The organism is Acidovorax sacchari (assembly GCF_042847045.1).
GTDB lineage: Bacteria > Pseudomonadota > Gammaproteobacteria > Burkholderiales > Burkholderiaceae_C > Paracidovorax > Paracidovorax sacchari.
In genome coordinates this window covers 976806-995098 of the sequence record NZ_AP035783.1, presented here as the reverse complement: position 1 = coordinate 995098, position 18293 = coordinate 976806, and the positions used below count along the sequence as shown (strand labels likewise).

The 18293-nt window shown below is 69.9% G+C and carries 13 protein-coding genes; 3 read left to right on the top strand and 10 right to left on the bottom strand.

The window, feature by feature from the left end; translation table 11 throughout:
• Window positions 1-21 precede the first annotated feature (21 nt).
• The 6 genes from ACGHC0_RS04485 to ACGHC0_RS04460 are packed head-to-tail and all read right to left on the bottom strand — an operon-like array spanning window position 22 to window position 10369.
• Window positions 22-6504: an Hpt domain-containing protein gene (locus tag ACGHC0_RS04485; protein ID WP_415267549.1), complete on the bottom strand. Its 6483-nt coding sequence runs from the start codon at window positions 6502-6504 to the stop codon at window positions 22-24.
• Between the two features lie 60 nt (window positions 6505-6564).
• On the bottom strand, window positions 6565-8802 hold the full coding sequence (locus tag ACGHC0_RS04480) for a methyl-accepting chemotaxis protein (RefSeq protein ID WP_368354165.1): 2238 nt from the start codon (window positions 8800-8802) through the stop codon (window positions 6565-6567).
• Between the two features lie 30 nt (window positions 8803-8832).
• Window positions 8833-9360, bottom strand: coding sequence for a chemotaxis protein CheW (locus ACGHC0_RS04475; protein WP_368354164.1), 528 nt, complete (start codon window positions 9358-9360; stop codon window positions 8833-8835).
• Window positions 9361-9376: 16 nt separating this feature from the next.
• A complete protein-coding gene (locus ACGHC0_RS04470) occupies window positions 9377-9742 on the bottom strand; it encodes a response regulator (protein WP_011794058.1) in 366 nt (121 codons plus the stop codon).
• Complete coding sequence (locus ACGHC0_RS04465) at window positions 9742-10152, bottom strand: response regulator (protein WP_011794057.1); 411 nt, start codon at window positions 10150-10152, stop codon at window positions 9742-9744. Before ACGHC0_RS04465 ends, ACGHC0_RS04470 begins: the two co-directional genes overlap by 1 nt.
• A 43-nt stretch (window positions 10153-10195) precedes the next feature.
• The gene (locus tag ACGHC0_RS04460; protein ID WP_011794056.1) at window positions 10196-10369 is read right to left on the bottom strand and encodes a rubredoxin; all 174 of its coding nucleotides are present in this window, start codon (window positions 10367-10369) and stop codon (window positions 10196-10198) included.
• 177 nt (window positions 10370-10546) lie between these two features.
• On the opposite strand from ACGHC0_RS04460, the gene thiD reads away from it, so the two are divergent.
• The 3 genes from thiD to ACGHC0_RS04445 all read left to right on the top strand — a co-directional run bounded on the left by thiD (window position 10547) and on the right by ACGHC0_RS04445 (window position 13873).
• A complete protein-coding gene (gene thiD / locus ACGHC0_RS04455) occupies window positions 10547-11422 on the top strand; it encodes a hydroxymethylpyrimidine/phosphomethylpyrimidine kinase (RefSeq protein WP_415267548.1) in 876 nt (291 codons plus the stop codon).
• A complete protein-coding gene (hemL, locus tag ACGHC0_RS04450) occupies window positions 11406-12719 on the top strand; it encodes a glutamate-1-semialdehyde 2,1-aminomutase (protein ID WP_415267547.1) in 1314 nt (437 codons plus the stop codon). Before thiD ends, hemL begins: the two co-directional genes overlap by 17 nt.
• Before the next feature lie 161 nt (window positions 12720-12880).
• Complete coding sequence (locus ACGHC0_RS04445; RefSeq protein ID WP_415267546.1) at window positions 12881-13873, top strand: pectate lyase; 993 nt, start codon at window positions 12881-12883, stop codon at window positions 13871-13873.
• 49 nt (window positions 13874-13922) lie between these two features.
• Here ACGHC0_RS04445 and purH read toward each other — a convergent pair whose 3' ends face one another.
• From purH to ACGHC0_RS04425, 4 genes are all read right to left on the bottom strand, one after another.
• A complete protein-coding gene (purH, locus tag ACGHC0_RS04440) occupies window positions 13923-15524 on the bottom strand; it encodes a bifunctional phosphoribosylaminoimidazolecarboxamide formyltransferase/IMP cyclohydrolase (RefSeq protein ID WP_368354160.1) in 1602 nt (533 codons plus the stop codon).
• Window positions 15525-15553: 29 nt separating this feature from the next.
• Window positions 15554-15787 carry a Fis family transcriptional regulator gene (locus ACGHC0_RS04435; protein ID WP_011794051.1) on the bottom strand — a complete coding sequence of 78 codons (234 nt, stop codon included), beginning with the start codon at window positions 15785-15787 and terminating at the stop codon, window positions 15554-15556.
• Window positions 15784-16845: a tRNA dihydrouridine synthase DusB gene (gene dusB / locus ACGHC0_RS04430; protein WP_415267545.1), complete on the bottom strand. Its 1062-nt coding sequence runs from the start codon at window positions 16843-16845 to the stop codon at window positions 15784-15786. The genes ACGHC0_RS04435 and dusB overlap by 4 nt, the downstream gene beginning before the upstream one ends.
• Window positions 16846-16960: 115 nt before the next feature.
• A complete protein-coding gene (locus tag ACGHC0_RS04425; protein ID WP_368354158.1) occupies window positions 16961-18235 on the bottom strand; it encodes a sensor domain-containing diguanylate cyclase in 1275 nt (424 codons plus the stop codon).
• Window positions 18236-18293: the final 58 nt, after the last annotated feature.

The window sequence follows — 18293 nt, the reverse complement described above, 5'->3', positions numbered from 1 at the left end:
CGGCGGCCGGGCGGCTCCACGTCAGCCGGCAGTGGCCTCCGCCGGCACGGCTTCCTCGCCGCCCTGCCCCGCCGCAGCAGCGGCCGCGGCACGGGCGTAGTGGTGCACCAGGCTCAGCAGTTCCTCGTCGGAATACGGCTTGCCCAGGTAGTGGTTGACCCCCAGTTCCGCGGCGTGCTCGCGGTGCTTCTGCGCGATGCGCGAGGTGATCATGATGATCGGCAGCTCGTGCAGTTCGCGGTCGGCGCGGATGTTGCGCGCGAGGTCGAAGCCGTCCATGCGCGGCATCTCGATGTCCGAGAGCACCACGGCCGGCCGCTCCTCCTGCAGGCGCTCCAGGGCCTGGAGCCCGTCGGCGGCGAGCGCCACGCGGTAGCCCTCGCGCTTGAGCAGGCGCTGCGTGACGCGGCGCACGGTGATGGAATCGTCCACCACCAGCACCAGCGGCACCTGGGCGACGGGCACGGTCAGTGCACCACCGCCGCCCACGGCACCGGCAGCCACTGCCGGCGCGGAGCCGGCCTCCAGGGAAGCGGCCACGGGCGCGGCCATCTGGCCCCGTACCTGCTCGCCGTACACCGTCGCGAGTGCCACGGGGTTGTAGATCAGCACGACGGCCCCGGAGGCCAGCACCGACATGCCGGCCAGACCGGGCAGGCGCGAGAGCTGCGGGCCGAGGTTCTTGACCACCACTTCCTGGTTGCCCAGCACTTCGTCCACGTGCATGGCGATGCGCTGCGATGCGCTGCGCAGGATCACGACGGGCCGGGTGCGGCCCGACGTTTCCTGGCTGCTGGCCGAGGACTGGAGCAGCGCGCCCGCCCAGAAGAAGGGCAGCGCCTCGACGCCGTCCTCGAAGCTGCCGGTGCGGTAGGCCTCGTCCAGTTCGCCCGCGCCGGTGCGGCGCACGATCTCCACGAGGTTGGCCGGGACACCCAGCGTGAGCGCGCCCGCGCGCAGCATGACCACCTGCGTCACGGCCGTCGTGAGCGGCAGCACCATGCGGAACGAGGTGCCCTGGCCCGCTTCGGTGGTGGTTTCCACGCGTCCGCCCAGGGCGTTCACCTCGGAGCGCACGACGTCCATGCCGATGCCGCGCCCGGACAGGCCGGTGACCTCGGCGGCCGTGGAGAAGCCGGGCATGAAGATCAGCTGGGCGGCTTCCGCGGGACCGACCACGGCATCCGGGGCGATCAGGCCCTGGCTGGCCGCCTTCGCGCGGATGCGTTCCAGGTCGAGGCCGGCGCCATCGTCGCGGAACTCCACGGACACGTCGTTGCCATCCTGCTTCAGGGCCACGGTGATGGAACCGGTCGCGGGCTTGCCCGCGGCCGTCCGTGCCTCCGGAGCCTCGATGCCGTGCGCCACGCAGTTGCGCAGCAGGTGCTCGAAGGCGGGCGTCATGCGGTCGAGCACGCCGCGGTCCATCTCGATGGAGCCGCCCGCGATGTCGAGCTTGATCTGCTTGCCCGTCTCCTTGGAAGCCTGCCGCACGACGGCGTAGAGGCGCTCGGAAATGCCCTCGAACTCCACCATGCGCGTGCGCAGCAGGTCGCGCTGCAGCTCACGCGCCTGCCGCCCCTGGGCGATCAGGTCGTCTTCCGCGCCTTCCATGGTGCGCTGCAGGTTGCGCTGCACGGTGGCCACGTCGTTCACCGACTCGGCCATCATGCGGGTCAGTTCCTGCACGCGGGTGAAGCGGTCGAATTCCAGCGGGTCGAAGTCGGCCGACGAATCCTTCGACAGCGCCAGCCGCGACTGCATCTGCGTCTCGGCCTGCACCTCGATGTCGCGCAGTTGCTGGCGCAGGCGCTCCAGGTTGCCGGTGAGATCGGCCAGCGAATCCTTCATCTGCGCCATGCGGGCATCCAGGCGGGAGCGGGCGATCATCACCTCGCCCGCCTGGTTGACCAGGCGGTCCAGCAGCTGGGCGCGCACGCGCACCGACTGGCTCGAGACCGGCCGGGCCGCCGTGAGCTGGGACGCTCCGGGCAGGGCCACGGCGCGGCGCGGCGCGGGTGCCGGGACGGACTCCGCCACCGTGGCGTCGGGCGCGGCAGCCGGGCCTTCCGTCGCCAGCGGCTCCACGGCCACGGGCTGGGCCAGCCCCTGGGCACCGATGGAGCGCAGGGCATCGAAGCTCGCCTGCAGGCCGTCGAAGGACACCAGCAGCGGCTCGATCGCCTCGGCGCTCGGCGCTTCGGAATCCACCTGCTCCACCGCCGATTCCAGCCGGTGGGCCATTTCGCCCAGCCGCATCGCGCCAGCCAGGCGGGAGCTGCCCTTGAGCGTGTGCAGCGCGCGCAGCGCCTCGTTGCGGGCACCCAGGTTCTCCGGGCGGGCCGCCCACTGGCGCAGTGCAGCGCCCAGCGCGGGCAGCAGCTCGATCGCCTCTTCCTCGAAGATCGGGAACAGGTCGGGATCGATCACGTCCAGCGCGTCGATGTCGTCGTCGATATCGGTGGTCACCGGCTCCAGCGCACGCCCGGCACCCTGGACCGCATCCTGCGCGGGCAGCGGCACCGACAGCGCGGGCGCCACATGGCCGCGCGGGGCGGGCTCTTCCGGTTCGGCCTCGGGCACGGGAGCGGCCTCGGCCGTGGCGTCGTCGTCCGCCGTGGTCTGGGTGGCCGGCTCGGCATCCGCAGCCTCGCCGGCCGGCAGCTCCCAGGGGGCGGGCACGATCTCGGACTCGAGGATCTCGCGCAGTTCCGCCAGGATCTGGGGATGGGGTTCCTTCAGGAACCCGGCGGCGAACTGGTGCAGCAGGCGGCGGATGTCCTCCGACGCAGCCATGAAGACGCGCGCCTGCTCCGGCGTGCCCTGCGGCTGCAGTTGCACGTGCTGCAGGGCATGCTCCAGCGCACGGGCCATGTCCGACAGCGCCTGGAAGCCCACGGTGGCGGAGCTGCCGGCCAGCGAGTGGGCCAGCGCCACGGCCGTGTCCGGCAGCGGCTCGTGCAGTTCCAGCGACCACTCCTGCAGGCAGGTCACGAGGCGGCGCGACCACTCGTCCGCTTCGTTGAGATAGACGTTGTAGAGGGGGATGCCGATCCGCAGGGTCTCGATGACCTTGACGGCCTCCTCCGGCGACTCGGCACCGAGCGCCTGCTCCAAGCCGGCTTCCGCCGAGGGCTCTTCCTCGGCAACGGACACGGCAGCCACCGCATCCTCGGCTTCGGCTTCGGCTTCGGCTTCGGCTTCCGGCAGCGCCGCGGCATCCGCCAGGGCAGGCTCCGGTTCCGCCGGCAACTCGACGGCATCCGGCGCGTCGCCGCTCGCTTCGACAGCGGGCAAGGCAGCCTCTTCGGCGGCGCCTTCGTCCACGGCGGCATTTCCTGGCGCAGCGGCAGGCTCGCCCTCCAGCGACAGGTCGGGCCAGGCATCGGCCGGCAGTTCCGCCAGGGGCGCCACGCCCTCGGACGACATGTCCTCGGACGGCATGCCGTCATCGGGAAGCAGTTCCGCTTCGGCCAGCAGATCGGCCAGCGGCGGCATGCCCGCCGCCTGCAGCGCCGCGTCGGGCGAGGAAGCATCCGGAATTGCAGGCAGCGGCGCATCGTCGTGCCCGGCGGGCAGTGCGGCTTCCGCCGGCTGGCCCGCGGCCCCCTCGGCCAGCGCCTCGGAGAATGCCGAGAAATCGATGTCTTCGGCCACTTCCGCCGAAGGTACTTCCGCCGGGACATCCCCGGATAGCGCCTCCGTGGCCGCGTCGGGCACCGGCGGCAGGGTTTCGGCGAAATCCAGCGGCGCCTCCAGCGGCACTTCGTCCGCCGCGGCCCCCTCGGAAGGAAAGTCCAGATCCAGGTCCAGGTCGAAAGCAGGGGCCACGTCGGTGGCAGCCCCGGAGGTTGCAGGCTCCGCCTCCGCATGGGCTGCCGCGTCCTGTCCCTCGATGTCCATGGCCAGATCGAAGACCGGCGCGTCGGTTGCCGGCTGTTCGGCGATGTCCGCGGCGTCCGCTGCAGGAACCCCGGAATGCAGAGCTTCTTCCGCCGCCACGTCGTCGGACACTGCCTCCGCGGCCACGCCCGCAGCCACCGCGGCAGCACCGGCCAGCGGCAGGTATTCGCCCCGCTCGCGCATGGCCTGCGCGGACTCCGCGAAGCCCCGGGGCTCCCAGCCCCCGGCCTGGCCTGCGGCGATGTCGTCCGCCCAGCGGCCGAAGGCGCGCAGTGCCTCGTCCGACAGCTGCAGCATCGGCGGCTGGATGGGTTTTTGCTCCGCGAGCCAGGCGTTGAGCACCTGCTCCATCGACCAGGCGGCCTCGCCGAATGCGTCCAGGCCCACCATGCGCGAACTGCCCTTGAGCGTGTGGAAAGCGCGCCGCAGCGTCGTCTGGGCGCTCAGGTCGGCCGGCGCGGCGCGCAGCCCTTCGACCGCCTCCAGGCCGTTGGCCACCACTTCGCGGGCCTCTTCCAGGAAGATGTCCAGCAGCTCGGCCTCGTCGTCGGCATCGTCTCCCGAGGCCACCGGAGCAGCCGGAGCCACGGCGGCAGGCGCGGGAGCCACGGGCGCCGCATGGGGCGCCCGGGGCGCGGCTGGCCCGGCGGCCGTGAGGGCATCCGCCGGGGCGGGCAGCTGCGCGGGCGCTGCGTCCAGTTCGTCCTCGATCGGCGGCTGCACCCGGTCCGGGATCTGCGGCAGCGGGGCGGGCAGCGGCGCGCGCGCCTCGATATGGGCATCCTGCTCCTCGGGCAGGTCGCCGGCGCGGGTGCGCGTGCGCCCCATCAGGATGCGCAATTCGCCCGCCGGCTCGTCGTAGATGAACAGCTTGCGCGCCATGGTGCGCTGGTAGCTGAGCATGTCGATGAGGAACCCCAGCGCGCCCAGGTTGCTGCCCAGCTTCTCGAAGACCGCCTGGCGCTCTTCCTCGGGGACGTCGCCGCGCAACAACCGTTCGACGGTGTCGCGCATGTGGACCACGGCCAGCGAGGCCTGGTCCAGGCCCAGCACGGACAGCACGCCGCGCATCTGCGCGAGACGGCCGGGCACGCTGCCGAGCACCGGCAGGTCGCCGGGGCTGCGGAAATACTGGTCCAGCGACTTCTCGACTTCGCCCAGGGTGGCGCGCAGTTCGTCCACCACGCTGCCCATGGTCTGGTGGTCGCTCACGCGGCGGTAGAGCTCCTCCATCCAGGGCTCCAGCGGCGCAGACTCACCACCCGCGGCGACGCTGTCCAGCCGCTCCGCGAGCCGGGTGGCGCGGTCGGCCATGTGGTCCTGGGCGGTTTCCAGTTCCTCGAAGGAGGCCTGGAGGTACAGCACGGCCGTGGCGACCTCCATGGCCAGCGCGGGCAGCGGCGGCTCGCCCGAGCGGGCCGTGGAATCCACCGCGCGCGACAGCGCACGGGACAGCGGCTCGCTGCCGGGCTGCAGCTTGGCCAGGGAATCGCAGACCAGGCTGAACTGGTCGGCCGCGGGCTTGAGCTTGTTGCGGTCGCCGCCGGCCAGGGCGGACCAGGTCTCGGTGGCCGCGGCGATGCGCTTGCGCGCCTGGGCCAGGAGCGCCGGATCGTAGAGCCCGAAACGCGGCGTGGAATAGTCCACCGGCCGGAAGCGCTCGAGGCCGAAGGCCTGGCGCACGGCATGCAGCACGGACGGGCCGGGCGGCGGCGCGGCGGCATCGTCGGACACGGGCCGTGCCTGCGCGCAGAAGAAGAGCAGGTCCTGCACCAGGCGGTCGGCGACCGTGGGCTCGCCGCGGGCCAGCGTGGCGTACTGCATGAGCACGCGCGAGGCCACGCGCTTGACGTACACGTCCGGCGTGATGCGCCCCTGCGCCAGGGCCTCGAAGAAGCCGGCGCAGATCTTCCAGAAGGCACGCGCCTGGCGGTCGGACTGCCCGGCCACGAAGCCCAGGCAGATGTCCTGCATCTCGCGCGCGGCGGCCAGGTCGCCGGAGCGCACGATGCGCAGCACGGCGGCGTCGAGACGGCTGCGCGCCTCGGCACCGTATTCCAGGGGGGCGGCATCCACCACGAAGTCGGGCTCGCGGAACCGCCGCTCCACCGGCCAGAGGTCAGCGGGATGCACCCGTTCGGCGCCGGTCAGGGCCTGCGCGTCGCGGTATTGCGGGAACAGCGCCACCGGCGACACCTGCTTGCCCGCCAGCACGCTTTCCAGGTATTCCACCAGCGCGAAGCTCGCGCGCTCGATCACGGCGGCGGAATCCTGGCTGCAAAGGTCGGGCCGCTGCACGAATTTCTGCACGGCCGCCTCCATGGAGCGCAGCACGAGGGCCGGCGGCCCCATGCCCACCATCTCCAGCGCGCCGCTGGCCTGGTGCAGTTGCTGGCGCGCGATGCGCAGGGCTCCGGCGTCCAGCGAGGCGAGATCGGATCCGCGCGCGGCCTCGGCATCGCGCACGAAGCGGCGCATGGCCTTGACGGCGCCATCGAGCGACTTGCGCAACTCATCCAGCACCCAGGCCAGGGGCCCGAGATCCTGTTCTCCCTGGCTCCAATCCGCGGCCGGTGCGTTTGCGGCGTCAATAGGTGACATGAATTCGTCCCCGGCTCCGCGAGCCGTTTCGTTGATGCTAGCTGGCTGCAGGCCGGCCCGTCAGGCGATCTTGAAACGCGCCACGGACTGGCGGAGCTCCTCGGCCATGTGCGACAGCTCACGCACCTGCTGTGCCGTGGTGCGCGTGCCTTCGCCGGTCTGTTCGGTCACCGCGAAGATGTGCTGGATGTTGTCGGCCACGCCGTTGGCCAGTTCGGCCTCGCGGGAGGCGGACGAGGAAATCTGCTCGATCAGTTCGGCGAGGCGCCGCGACACGCGGTCGATCTCGGTCAGGGCCGTGCCGGCGGAGTCGGACAGGCGCGCACCTTCCACCACACCCTGCGTGGAGCGCTCCATGGCGGCCACCGCATCCTGCGTGTCGGTCTGAATGGCCTTCACCAGCGCCGAGATCTGGCGCGTGGCGTCGGCGGAGCGTTCGGCCAGGCGCTGCACTTCTTCCGCCACGACGGAGAAGCCGCGGCCCGCTTCGCCGGCCGACGCGGCCTGGATGGCGGCGTTCAGGGCCAGCACGTTCGTCTGCTCGGTAATGTCGGAAATCAGTTCGGTAATTTCACCGATCTCCTGCGACGATTCGCCCAGCCGCTTGATCCGCTTGGAGGTGTCCTGGATCTGGTCGCGGATGGAGTTCATGCCGCCGATGGCGTTCTGCACGGCCTGCAGGCCGGAGTCCGCGGCCTGGAGGGACTGGCGCGCCACCGCGGCCGATTCCTGCGCCTGCGCGGACACCTCGTTGATTCGGGTCGCCATGTCGAGCACCGAGCGGCCGGTTTCGCGGATCTCGCGCAGCTGTTCGGTGGAGGCCGCCAGCAGTTCGGTGGACGTGCTGTCCACCTGCGCCGTGGTCTGGGCCACGCGGGTGGCCGTGTTCTGCACGCTGCCCACCAGCTGGCGAAGTTCTTCCACCGTGTAGTTCACCGAGTCGGCGATGGCGCCCGTGATGTCTTCCGTCACGGTGGCTTCCTGTGTCAGGTCGCCCTCGGCGACGGACTGCAGTTCGTTCATGAGACGCAGAATGGCGGCCTGGTTGGCGTCGTTGACGCGCTTGGCCTCCTGCTCCTGGCGGCGGGCGTCGCGCTGCTGCATTTCGGCAGCGGCCTGGCGGGTGCGGCTGTCCATCAGCTGGACGCGGGAGATGCCCACGCCGCACAGCAGCACGAACAGGCCGGCGGCCACCAGGGCGGCCAGCTGCCCGGCGCCCAGGCCGGTCTGCTCGGAGAGCTTGGTCTGCAGGCCTTCCAGCTGGCGGCGCAGCGGTTCGCTGTCGGCAATGATGGCGGACTGCGCCTCGCGGGCGGACACCAGGCCCTGCAGGTTGCCGAGGATGGCGCCGGCCTGGGTACGGGTCTGGTCGTACACCTTGATCAGGCTCTCGAGCTGCTCGCGCGTCTGCGGATCGCGCGTGGCGGACAGGCGCATCTCGCTGCTGCCGTCGAGCATGCCCTGGGCGATCTCGCGGAAGGAGTTCAGGTCCTTGCCCAGCAGGAACACGGCCTCGGGGCTCACGCCCTCGGTGGTCTGGAACTCGTTGGCGGACTTGCCGATGCGCTGGGTCAGCATCACGAGCTGGCCGGCCGCGGAGATGTCCGTGGAGGGGGCGTTCTGCTGCAGCTTGAGCGAGGAGATCGTCTCGGCGATCTCCAGCAGGTCGGACGACTGGCGGTTGATGGTGCGCAGCGCATCGCCCACCTGCGTGAGGATCTTCTGCTGCCCCATCACGACGCCGGCATTGCGCTCCGCGCGCTCCATCAGCGGCGTGATGGCTTCCAGGTCGGGCTTGAACGGCTCGCCCAGGGCCTGCACGCGCAGGTCATCGTCACCGGACGACAGCGCGCGCACGTTGCGCACCAGCACGCCCGAGCTATCCACCACGTCGGGGAAGGCCTGCGGGCTGCCGACCAGCGCCTGCGAGACCGATTTCGCCAGCCGCTGGGACTGCATCAGGGCCTGGCCGGTGGCGGCGAGCTGCTGGGCGGAACGGTCCGCCTGCTTCAGCACCCAGCCGGCGATCAGCGCCAGCACCACCACGCCCACGGCCAACAGCGCCAGCAGCCGGCGCTGGTGTTCCGCCGCCGTCGCGCGGCCGAGCAGGGGCAGCGAGATCAGGTCCTCGTCGGCGACCTCGCCCTCCGGCGACGGCGGAAGGGCCGAAGGCTCCCCCTGCACGCTCTGCATGCCGTCCGACTGGTAGGAGGCGGCCGCGAGCGAGTCCTGGCCGGCAGAGGCATCTCCCGCGGTCTTGCGGGGGAAGAGTTTTGCAAACGGATTCACGACGGACATGATGGTTCGGCCTTCAGAGAGGGAGTGCGCTCAAGCGCTGATGCTGAGGAATGCGGGGTGTTGGGAGAGCGCCTGCAGGTTCAGCTCCTGCCACGGGGTCCCCTCGGCATCCAGGTAGGTGGTGCCGAAGTACGGGGGTGCGTCGGCACCCGGGGGCGAGGAGTCCACGAAGGCATCGGTGCCGCGCAGGCCCGAGAGGCGATCGACCAGCAGCGCCGCGTTCACATCCAGCGCGGCGTTCAGCACGAGCAGGCTGGCCTCGCCGAGCGCCTGCTCGGTGCGGGCGGTGGGCTGCCCCAGCAGGCCGGCCAGGTCCACCACGCCGATCAGCGATCCGCGCAGGTTGGCGACACCGAGGAACCAGCCCTGGGTGTACGGGACGGGCTGCACGCCCGTCCAGGGGAAGATCTCTCCGGACTGGCCCAGGGGAAGCAGGAAACGGCGGCCGGCCGACTCCACGGCCAGCCAGGAGGACACGGACGAGCCCTCGACCCGGGCGGCCTGCAATCGGGCCGCCAGCCGGGTCTGGAGTTCTCGGAGCGCTTCGCGATTGGCCATGGACGGGCGGCCGGGATCAGTTCAGCGCGTCGATCTTGGCCTGCAGCTCCGCAGGATCCACCGGCTTGGTGATGTAACCGCGCGCACCCTGGCGCATGCCCCACACCCGGTCGGTCTCCTGGTTCTTGCTCGTGCACATGATGATGGGCACGTCGGCGTACTGGGGATCGCGGCTGATGGCGCGCGTGAGCTGGAAACCGTTCTGGCCGGGCATGACCACGTCCATCAGGATGAGGTCGGGCTTTTCCTCGGCCAGGCGGCGGAAGGCCTCGTCGGCGTTCTCGGCGGTGCGCACCTGCATGCCCTTCTTCTGCAGCAGGTCGGTCAGGAACATCAGCTCGGTCTTCGAGTCGTCAACAACCAGAACTTTCTGGATGGGCATTACATCGCTCCTTGTTGGGCATTACCGAACTGCTGAACGGCTTTCAGCAGCTGGTCTTTGGTAAATGGTTTGGTGAGATATTCCTGGCAGCCCACCATGCGGCCGCGCGCCTTGTCGAATACGCCGTCTTTTGACGAGAGCATGACAACGGGCGTGTCCGCGAAACGCGCATTGCGCTTGATGATGGCGCAGGTCTGGTAGCCGTCGAGTTTCGGCATCAGGATGTCGCAGAAAATCAACTGGGGTTGATAATCGTTGACCTTCGCCAGGGCGTCGAAACCGTCGTCCGCCAGCAGGACCTCGTGGCCTCCCTGCTTGAGAAAGATCTCGGCACTCCGGCGGATGGTGTTGCTGTCGTCCACGACAAGCACCTTGAAGGTTGCGCCACTGGTCTGGGTCAATTTCGTCACCGCTGATGATGGTAAAAAACGACGCTTTTTGCCGGAGGCACGCTCAGATCTGGACCATTTCGAAGTCTTCCTTGCGTGCTCCGCATTCAGGACAGGTCCAATTCATGGGCACATCCTCCCAGCGGGTCTGGGGCGCTATTCCGTGCTCGGGCGAACCTGCGGCTTCGTCATATATCCAGCCGCAAATCAGGCACATCCAGGTTTTAGGGTCCGTCACAGCTTAAGGGGCCTTCACATAGAATGCAACGATTGTATCTAGACATCACCGCGGGACGCAGCTTCCGTGCCAACCGTTACGCTGGTGCGGCGCAATGACCACAGATTCCCCCTCCAAGCTCCCCTTCCCCCCTCCTCCGGCGCCGCCGACGACGACGGCGGGGTCCCCATCTGCGTGATGGCCTTCAACGCCAGCGACCCCAGCGGCGCGGGAGGCCTGACGGGCGACATCGCCACCATCGCCTCCGTGGGCGGGCATCCGGTGGCCGTCGTGACCGGCGCGTACGTGCGCGACACCGCGCAGGTGTTCGACCACTACGCCCTGGACGACGAGGCCGTGGCCGAGCAGGCCCGCAGCGTGCTCGAGGACCTGACCGTGCAGGCGATCAAGGTCGGCTTCGTCGGCAGCCCCGAGAACCTCAGCGCCATCGCCTCCATCGCGTCCGACTACGACGACGTGCCGGTGATCGCGTACATGCCCAACCTGTCGTGGTGGCGCGACGACCTCATCGACCAGTACCTCGACGCCTTCCAGGAACTGCTGCTGCCCCAGACCTCCGTGCTGGTGGGCAACTACAGCACGCTCTCGCGCTGGCTGCTGCCGGACTGGTCCAGCGACCGCAAGCCCTCCGCACGCGACCTGGCCATGGCCGCCTCCGAACTCGGGGTGCCCTACCTGCTGGTCACCGGCATTCCCGCGCCCGAGCAGCACGTCGAGAACGTGCTCACCTCGGCGCAGACCGTGCTCGGCACCACGCGCTTCGAGCTGTTCGACGCCACCTTCACCGGCGCCGGCGACACGCTGTCGGCGGCGCTCGCCGCGCTCGTGGCCAGCGGCAACGACCTCGCCGAAGCGGCCAGCGAAGCGCTCACCTACCTCGACCGCTGCCTGGACGCCGGCTTCCGGCCGGGCATGGGCCACATCCTGCCCGACCGGATGTTCTGGGCCCAGCCGGACGACGATGACGACGACGAAGACCCCGACGACGGCTCCGGGACCGATCCCACGTCCACCGACGGCTTCGTGATGCCTCCCCATGACACCCAGCACTGACCTCAACCTCCCCCTCTTCGAACGCGCCAAGGCGCTCATTCCCGGCGGCGTCAACTCGCCCGTGCGCGCCTTCCGCGCAGTGGGGGGCACGCCCCGCTTCGTGCAGCGAGCCCGGGGCGCCTACTTCTGGGACGCCAACGGCCAGCGCTTCATCGACTACATCGGCTCCTGGGGCCCCATGATCCTGGGCCACGGCCATCCGGCCGTGCTGGACGCGGTGCAGAAGGCCGCGCTCGACGGCTTCAGCTTCGGCGCGCCCACCGAGCGCGAGGTCGAACTGGCCGAGGAGATCCTCCGCCACGTGCCGTCCATGGAGATGATCCGCCTGGTCAGCTCCGGCACCGAGGCCGGCATGAGCGCCATCCGCCTCGCGCGCGGCGCCACGGGCCGCAGCAAGATCGTCAAGTTCAACGGCTGCTACCACGGCCATGCCGACGCGCTGCTGGTCAAGGCCGGCTCGGGCCTGGCCACCTTCGGCCACGCCACCAGCGCCGGGGTGCCGGCCGAGGTGGTGCAGCACACGCTGGTGCTCGAATACAACGACATCGCCCAGCTCGAGGAGGCCTTCGCGCTGCACGGCAGCGAGATCGCCGGGCTCATGATCGAGCCCATCGCCGGCAACATGAATTTCGTGCGCGCCAGCGTGCCCTTCATGCAGCGCTGCCGCGAGCTCTGCACGCAGCACGGCGCGCTGCTGGTGTTCGACGAGGTGATGACCGGCTTCCGCGTGGCGCTCGGCAGCGCGCAGAGCATCTATGCCCGCGACATCCCGGGCTTCAGGCCCGACATCACGGTGCTCGGCAAGGTGATCGGCGGCGGCATGCCGCTCGCGGCCTTCGGCGGACCGCGCGCGATCATGGAGCAGCTGGCCCCGCTCGGGCCGGTGTACCAGGCCGGCACGCTTTCGGGCAACCCGGTGGCCACCGCCTGCGGCCTCGCCACGCTGCGCGAGATCGCCCGCCCCGGCTTCTACGAAGCGCTGGGCGAACGCACCCGTGCCCTGGTCGGCGGGCTGGCCGACGCCGCGCGCGCGGAAGGCCTGCCCTTCAGCGCGGACAGCGAAGGCGGCATGTTCGGCTTCTTCCTGCTGCCCGAGCTGCCCCGGAACTATCCGACGGTGATGACCACGGACGGCGCGCGGTTCAACGCGCTCTTCCACGGGCTGCTGGACCGCGGCGTGTACATCGCGCCCGCGCTCTACGAGGCCGGCTTCGTGAGCAGCGCCCACAGCGCGCAGGACATCGACGACACCATCGCCGCGGCGCGCGAGGTGTTCCGCCTGGTCTCCGCAGGCTGACCCCGGTCGCTGCCGAAGCCCGCCCGGGTGGCGCTTCGGCAACACGGCCGCCGCTTCGCGTGGCGGCAGCGGCGTGCCGGTTCCGGAGCGCAGAGTGGATGCGACGCCATGCATCGGGCATGGCGAACAGGCGCTTCGGCGGCGCATTTCCGCGAGCATCCATGAACCCCATCGCCTTTCTTTCGCCCTCCCTGACCGCACGGCATGCCGCGGCATCGGACCAGGCCGCATCTGCCGCCCGGCACCAGGGCAGCCAGGCGCTGCAGCAATCCCTCGCCACCCTGCTCGAAGGCCTCCTCAAGCGCATGCGCGGCGGAGCCGCACCGTCGTCCCGCTCCCGCGGCAGCGCCGCGGGGCATGGCGCCGAAGCGGCGCATCCGACCTCGCACACCACGCAACGGGCCGCGGCGCACACCGATGCCAACCGCGCCGGCACGGCCCATGCCACGAAGCCGCCCACGAACATGCAGGTCGGCGCGCCGACGGGCACGGTGGAGGTGAACCGACCCATCGTCGTGAAGGCCGGCCAGACCTTCGACGGCCAGGGGCGACTCTTCAGCGCCGGGCCAGGGCTGAACGGCGGCGGCACGGCGGAGACGCACCTGCCGGTCTTCATCCTGGAGCCGGGCGCGTCCGTGAAGAACCTGCAGTTCAAGGGCGGCGACGGCATCCACCTGCTCGGCGACGCCAGGCTCGACAACGTGCACGGCCTGCAGACGGACGACGACTTCGTCACCGTGGACGGCGCGGAGAACCGGGCCGTGGATGCGCAGCGCGCCGGCTATTCCGCCAAGAGCATCCCTCCGGGCCCGGCCCGGGTGGAAATCACGAACTCGTCATTCCAGAACAGCCATGACAAGGCGATCCAGATCAACGGCGACGTGGACCTGAAGCTGCGCGGCATCTATGCGAACCAGATCGGGCAGCTGGCCGTCACGCGCGGCGGCTACCCGATCACCGCGCATGTGGACATCGCAGACTCCACCGCGCAGAACCTGAAATCCTTCCTCTTCCGCTTCGACTCCCGGCAATCCACCGTGCACATCGCCAACACCGACGTGGACGGGGGCCGCACGCCGGTGAACGTGATGGCGGGCAACCCCGCCAACGTGCAGGGCACGCACAGCGTGCGCCAGTCGATACAGACGGTCTGACTCCGGACCGCCTGGAATCTGCGCGGCCGGGCGCCGCGGCGGCCGGCTCTTAGTGGCGGAAGTGGCGCACGCCGCTGAACACCATGGCCACGCCGCGCTCGTCGGCCGCGTCGATCACTTCCTGGTCGCGCATGGAGCCGCCGGGCTGGATAACGCAGGTCGCGCCGGCGTCCACCACCACGTCCAGGCCGTCGCGGAACGGGAAGAAGGCGTCGCTCGCCACCACCGTGCCCTGCAGCGACAGCTTCGCGTGCTCGGCCTTGATGCTGGCGATGCGCGCGGAGTCGAGGCGGCTCATCTGGCCGGCGCCCACGCCCATGGTCATGCCGCCCTTGCAGAACACGATGGCGTTGCTCTTGACGTACTTGGCAACCTTCCAGGCGAACAGCAGGTCTTCCATCTCCTCGAGGGTGGGCTGCTTCTTCGTGACCACCTTCAGGTCCATCAGCGACAGCTCGTGGTTGTCGGCCGTCTGCAGCAGCATGCCGGAGCCGATGCGCTTGGCGTCCATGGCGTTGCGGCCGCGGCTCCAGGCCGTCGTGCCCTTGTGCTCCGGCAGCGCGATCTTCAGCAGGCGCACATTGGTCTTGGGCTTGAAGATCTCCAGCGCCTCGGGCGTGAACTCGGGCGCCATCAGCACCTCGACGAACTGCTTCACGACCAGTTGCGCAGCGGCTCCGTCCACCGGGCGGTTGAAGGCGATGATGCCGCCGAAGGCGCTGGTGGGATCGGTCTGGAAGGCCTTGCCGTAGGCATCGGCGGCGTCCAGGCCCACGGCCACGCCGCAGGGGTTGGCGTGCTTGACGATCACGCAGGCGGCGGCGTCGAAGCTCTTGACGCATTCCCACGCGGCATCGGCGTCGGCGATGTTGTTGTAGCTGAGTTCCTTGCCCTGCAGCTGCTCGCCCGTGACGATGGAGCCGGGCGCGGGATACAGGTCGCGGTAGAGGGCCGCCTGCTGGTGGCTGTTCTCGCCGTAGCGCAGGTCCTGCACCTTGACGAACTGGCCGTTGCTCTGGCCCGGGAAGGGGTTGCGCTCGGGCACATAGGCCTCGGACAGCTTCTCGGCCTCGAACGTGACGGAGGAGAGGTAGTCGCTGATCGCGCCGTCGTACTGGGCTATGCGGTTGAACGCGGCCACCGACAGCGCGAAGCGCAGTTGGTCGGACAGCCTGCCCGCGGCCTTCAGCTCGCCCAGCACGGCGTCGTACTGGTCGGCCGAGGTGACCACGCCCACGTCTTTCCAGTTCTTGGCAGCGCTGCGCACCATGGCGGGACCGCCGATGTCGATGTTCTCGATGGCGTCGGCCAGCGTGCAGCCGGCCTTGGCCACCGTGGCCTCGAAGGGGTAGAGGTTCACCACCAGCAGGTCGATGGTGTCGATGCCGTGCTCCTTCAGCGCGGCCATGTGTTCCGGCAGCTCGCGGCGTGCCAGCAGGCCGCCGTGCACCTTGGGGTGCAGCGTCTTCACGCGGCCGTCGAGCATCTCGGGGAACTGCGTCACCTCGGCCACTTCCGTGACGGGCAGGCCCTGCTCGGCCAGCAGCTTGGCGGTGCCGCCGGTGGACAGCAGGCGGATGCCCAGGGCGTGCAGCGCCCGGGCGAATTCGACGATGCCGGTCTTGTCGGAGACGGAGAGAAGTGCGTTCATGGTGGTGGGGAGGTTGTGGATTCGGTCGGTCAGAGCAGCTTGTGCTCCACGAGCTTCTTGCGCAGGGTGTTGCGGTTCAGCCCCAGCCATTCGGCGGCGCGGGACTGGTTGTTGTCGGCGTGGTTCATCACCACCTCCAGCAGCGGCTTCTCGACCAGGCGCACGAGCATGTCGTACATGCCGTCGGGGGTCTCGCCCCCGAGGTCGCGGAAATATCCCTGCAGGCTCTCGCGGACGCAGTCTTCGATGTTCTTGTTGCTCATGCGGGCAGTCCTTGTGGTTCCTGCGTGTCGTCGGTATCCGCGCCGGCCCCCTCGGGCGCCGCCGCGGGGAGGCGGTCCATGTGCCGGCCCAGCTCCTCGAAGAACAGCGCGACGGCCTCCCACTGGGCGGCGCAGTCGTCGATGGTGTTGATGTGCTGCCGGAACGCCTCGCCGCCGGGCAGCGCGCGCACGTACCAGGCGATGTGCTTGCGCGCGCTGCGCACGCCCGTGGCTTCGCCGTAGAGCGCGTAGTGGTCCTGCAGGTGGTCCAGCAGCAGGCGCCGCACCTCGGCCACCAGCGGCGGCGCCAGGTGCTCGCCCGTGGCGAGGTAGTGGCCGATCTCGCGGAAGATCCAGGGCCGGCCCTGGGCCGCGCGGCCGATCATGATCGCATCGGCGCCCGTGGCGGCCAGCACCGCCTTCGCCTTTTCCGGCGAGTCGATGTCGCCGTTGGCCACCACCGGCACGCGCACGGCGGCCTTCACGGCGGCGATGGTGTCGTACTCGGCATGGCCCTTGTAGCCCTGCTCGCGCGTGCGGCCATGCACCGTCAGCATCCGGATGCCCACGTCCTCGAACGCGCGCGCGAGCTGTACCGCGTTCCTGTGCTGCTGGCACCAGCCGGTGCGCATCTTGAGCGTGACGGGCACGTTGCGCGGTGCGCAGGCCTCGACCACGGCCTGCGCGATCTCCACGGCCAGCGCCTCGTTCTGCATCAGGGCCGAGCCCGCCCACTTGTTGCAGACCTTCTTGGCGGGGCAACCCATGTTGATGTCGATGATCTCGGCGCCCCGGTCGATGTTGTAGAGCGCGGCCTCGGACATCATGGCCGCGTCGGTGCCGGCGATCTGCACGGCGATCGGGCCGGGCTCGCCCTCGTGATTGGCGCGGCGCGAAGTCTTCAGGCTGTTCCACAGGTCCTTGCGCGAGGTCACCATCTCGCTCACGGCGTAGCCCGCGCCCAAGGCCTTGCAGAGCTGGCGGAACGGCCGGTCCGTCACCCCCGCCATGGGGGCGACGAAGAGGCGGTTCGCCAGGGGAATGTGGCCGATCTGCATGGCGCGCGGGAGTGCTGAAAAAACAGGCGGAAGAAAAAAGAGGCGGGATTGTACCTGCTTAAATTTTCAGCAAATGAAAAGCAGGGGACGCGGACCCGGGCATTGCCCGGCGCGCTCAGAAATAGCCGTGCGCCGGGACCTGCGGCTCGCCGGCCTCGGTCGGGGCGAAGGCCCCCACGGGCTCCTGCACCACCACCTGGTTGCGCCCGCCCTGCTTGGCCAGGTACATGGCGGTGTCGGCGCGCGAGAAGAACTCCAGCACGGATTCGCCCAGCACGTACTGCGTGACGCCGACCGAGACCGTGACGCGCCCGCGCAACGGCTCCTTCCAGTCGTGCGACTCCACCTGCGAGCGGATGCGCTCGCAGGTATTGAGCGCGGGCAGCAGGGGCGTGGCCGGGAAGATCAGCAGGAACTCCTCGCCGCCGTAGCGGCCGAAGAAATCGTCGCCGCGCACGATCTGCTGGGCCAGCTGCGAGAAGGTGCGCAGCACCTCGTCGCCGCTCAGATGGCCCATCTCATCGTTGATGCGCTTGAAATGGTCCAGGTCCACCACCGCCAGGCACAGCGGGATGCCGCTCTCGTCGGCCAGCTGCTTCTGCTCTTCCAGCGCGGCGAGGATCGAGCGGCGGTTCAGGCAGCCGAGCGCATCCAGGCGCGCGCTCTCCGCGATGGACTTCATCTCGCTGCTGGTCTTCTGCAGCAGCCGGTGCAGCAGCCGCACGCGGCCCATCAGCAGCACATAGGCCGGCAGGGCCAGCGCGAGCGCCACGAAATGCAGGGCCTCCAGGCGCAGCAGTACGCCGTCGGCGCGCTCGGCGTAGTGCAGCCCCATCACCAGGGCATAGCCGGCCAGGATGCCGCCGCACAGCAGCAGGGCCGTGCGGCGCGACAGCGTCAGCAGCCCGTACGACATGGCGACGAACAGGAACGGCGCCAGCGCGATCTGCGTGACGGGCTCCAGGTAGAAGACGAGCAGCAGGGTGGCCGCGGATGCCACCACGATGGGCAGGCGCAACTGCCGGTCGCGCATCCGCCCCGGCTCCGGCGCCTCGCCCGGGTGGCCGAAACGCATGTAGGCCGTGCCCAGCGCGATGCCGCAGGCGATCAGCGCCGCCACCATCAGCACCAGGGGCCCGGACACCATGCCCAGCGCATAGAACGCCAGCGTGCACACCAGATAGAGCCCGCACAGGAACACGGGCACCATCCGGCGGTAGGGCCGGCCCAGCCGGCGCTCGAGGATGCGCGCGGCCTGCAGGTCCGAGCCGCGGAACTGCGCGGATTCGTCGAATTCGGAAAAGGCCTCGCTCGGAGAGAACGCCTCCGTATTGGAAAAACGCTCCGGGCCGCGCGTTTGCAGCGATCCCCACAATTTGGCAAGACCCATAGCGACGGATGCCCTCTCCATGCCGCCAGGGAACCGCCTGGCGCTTGAACTGCTTGAA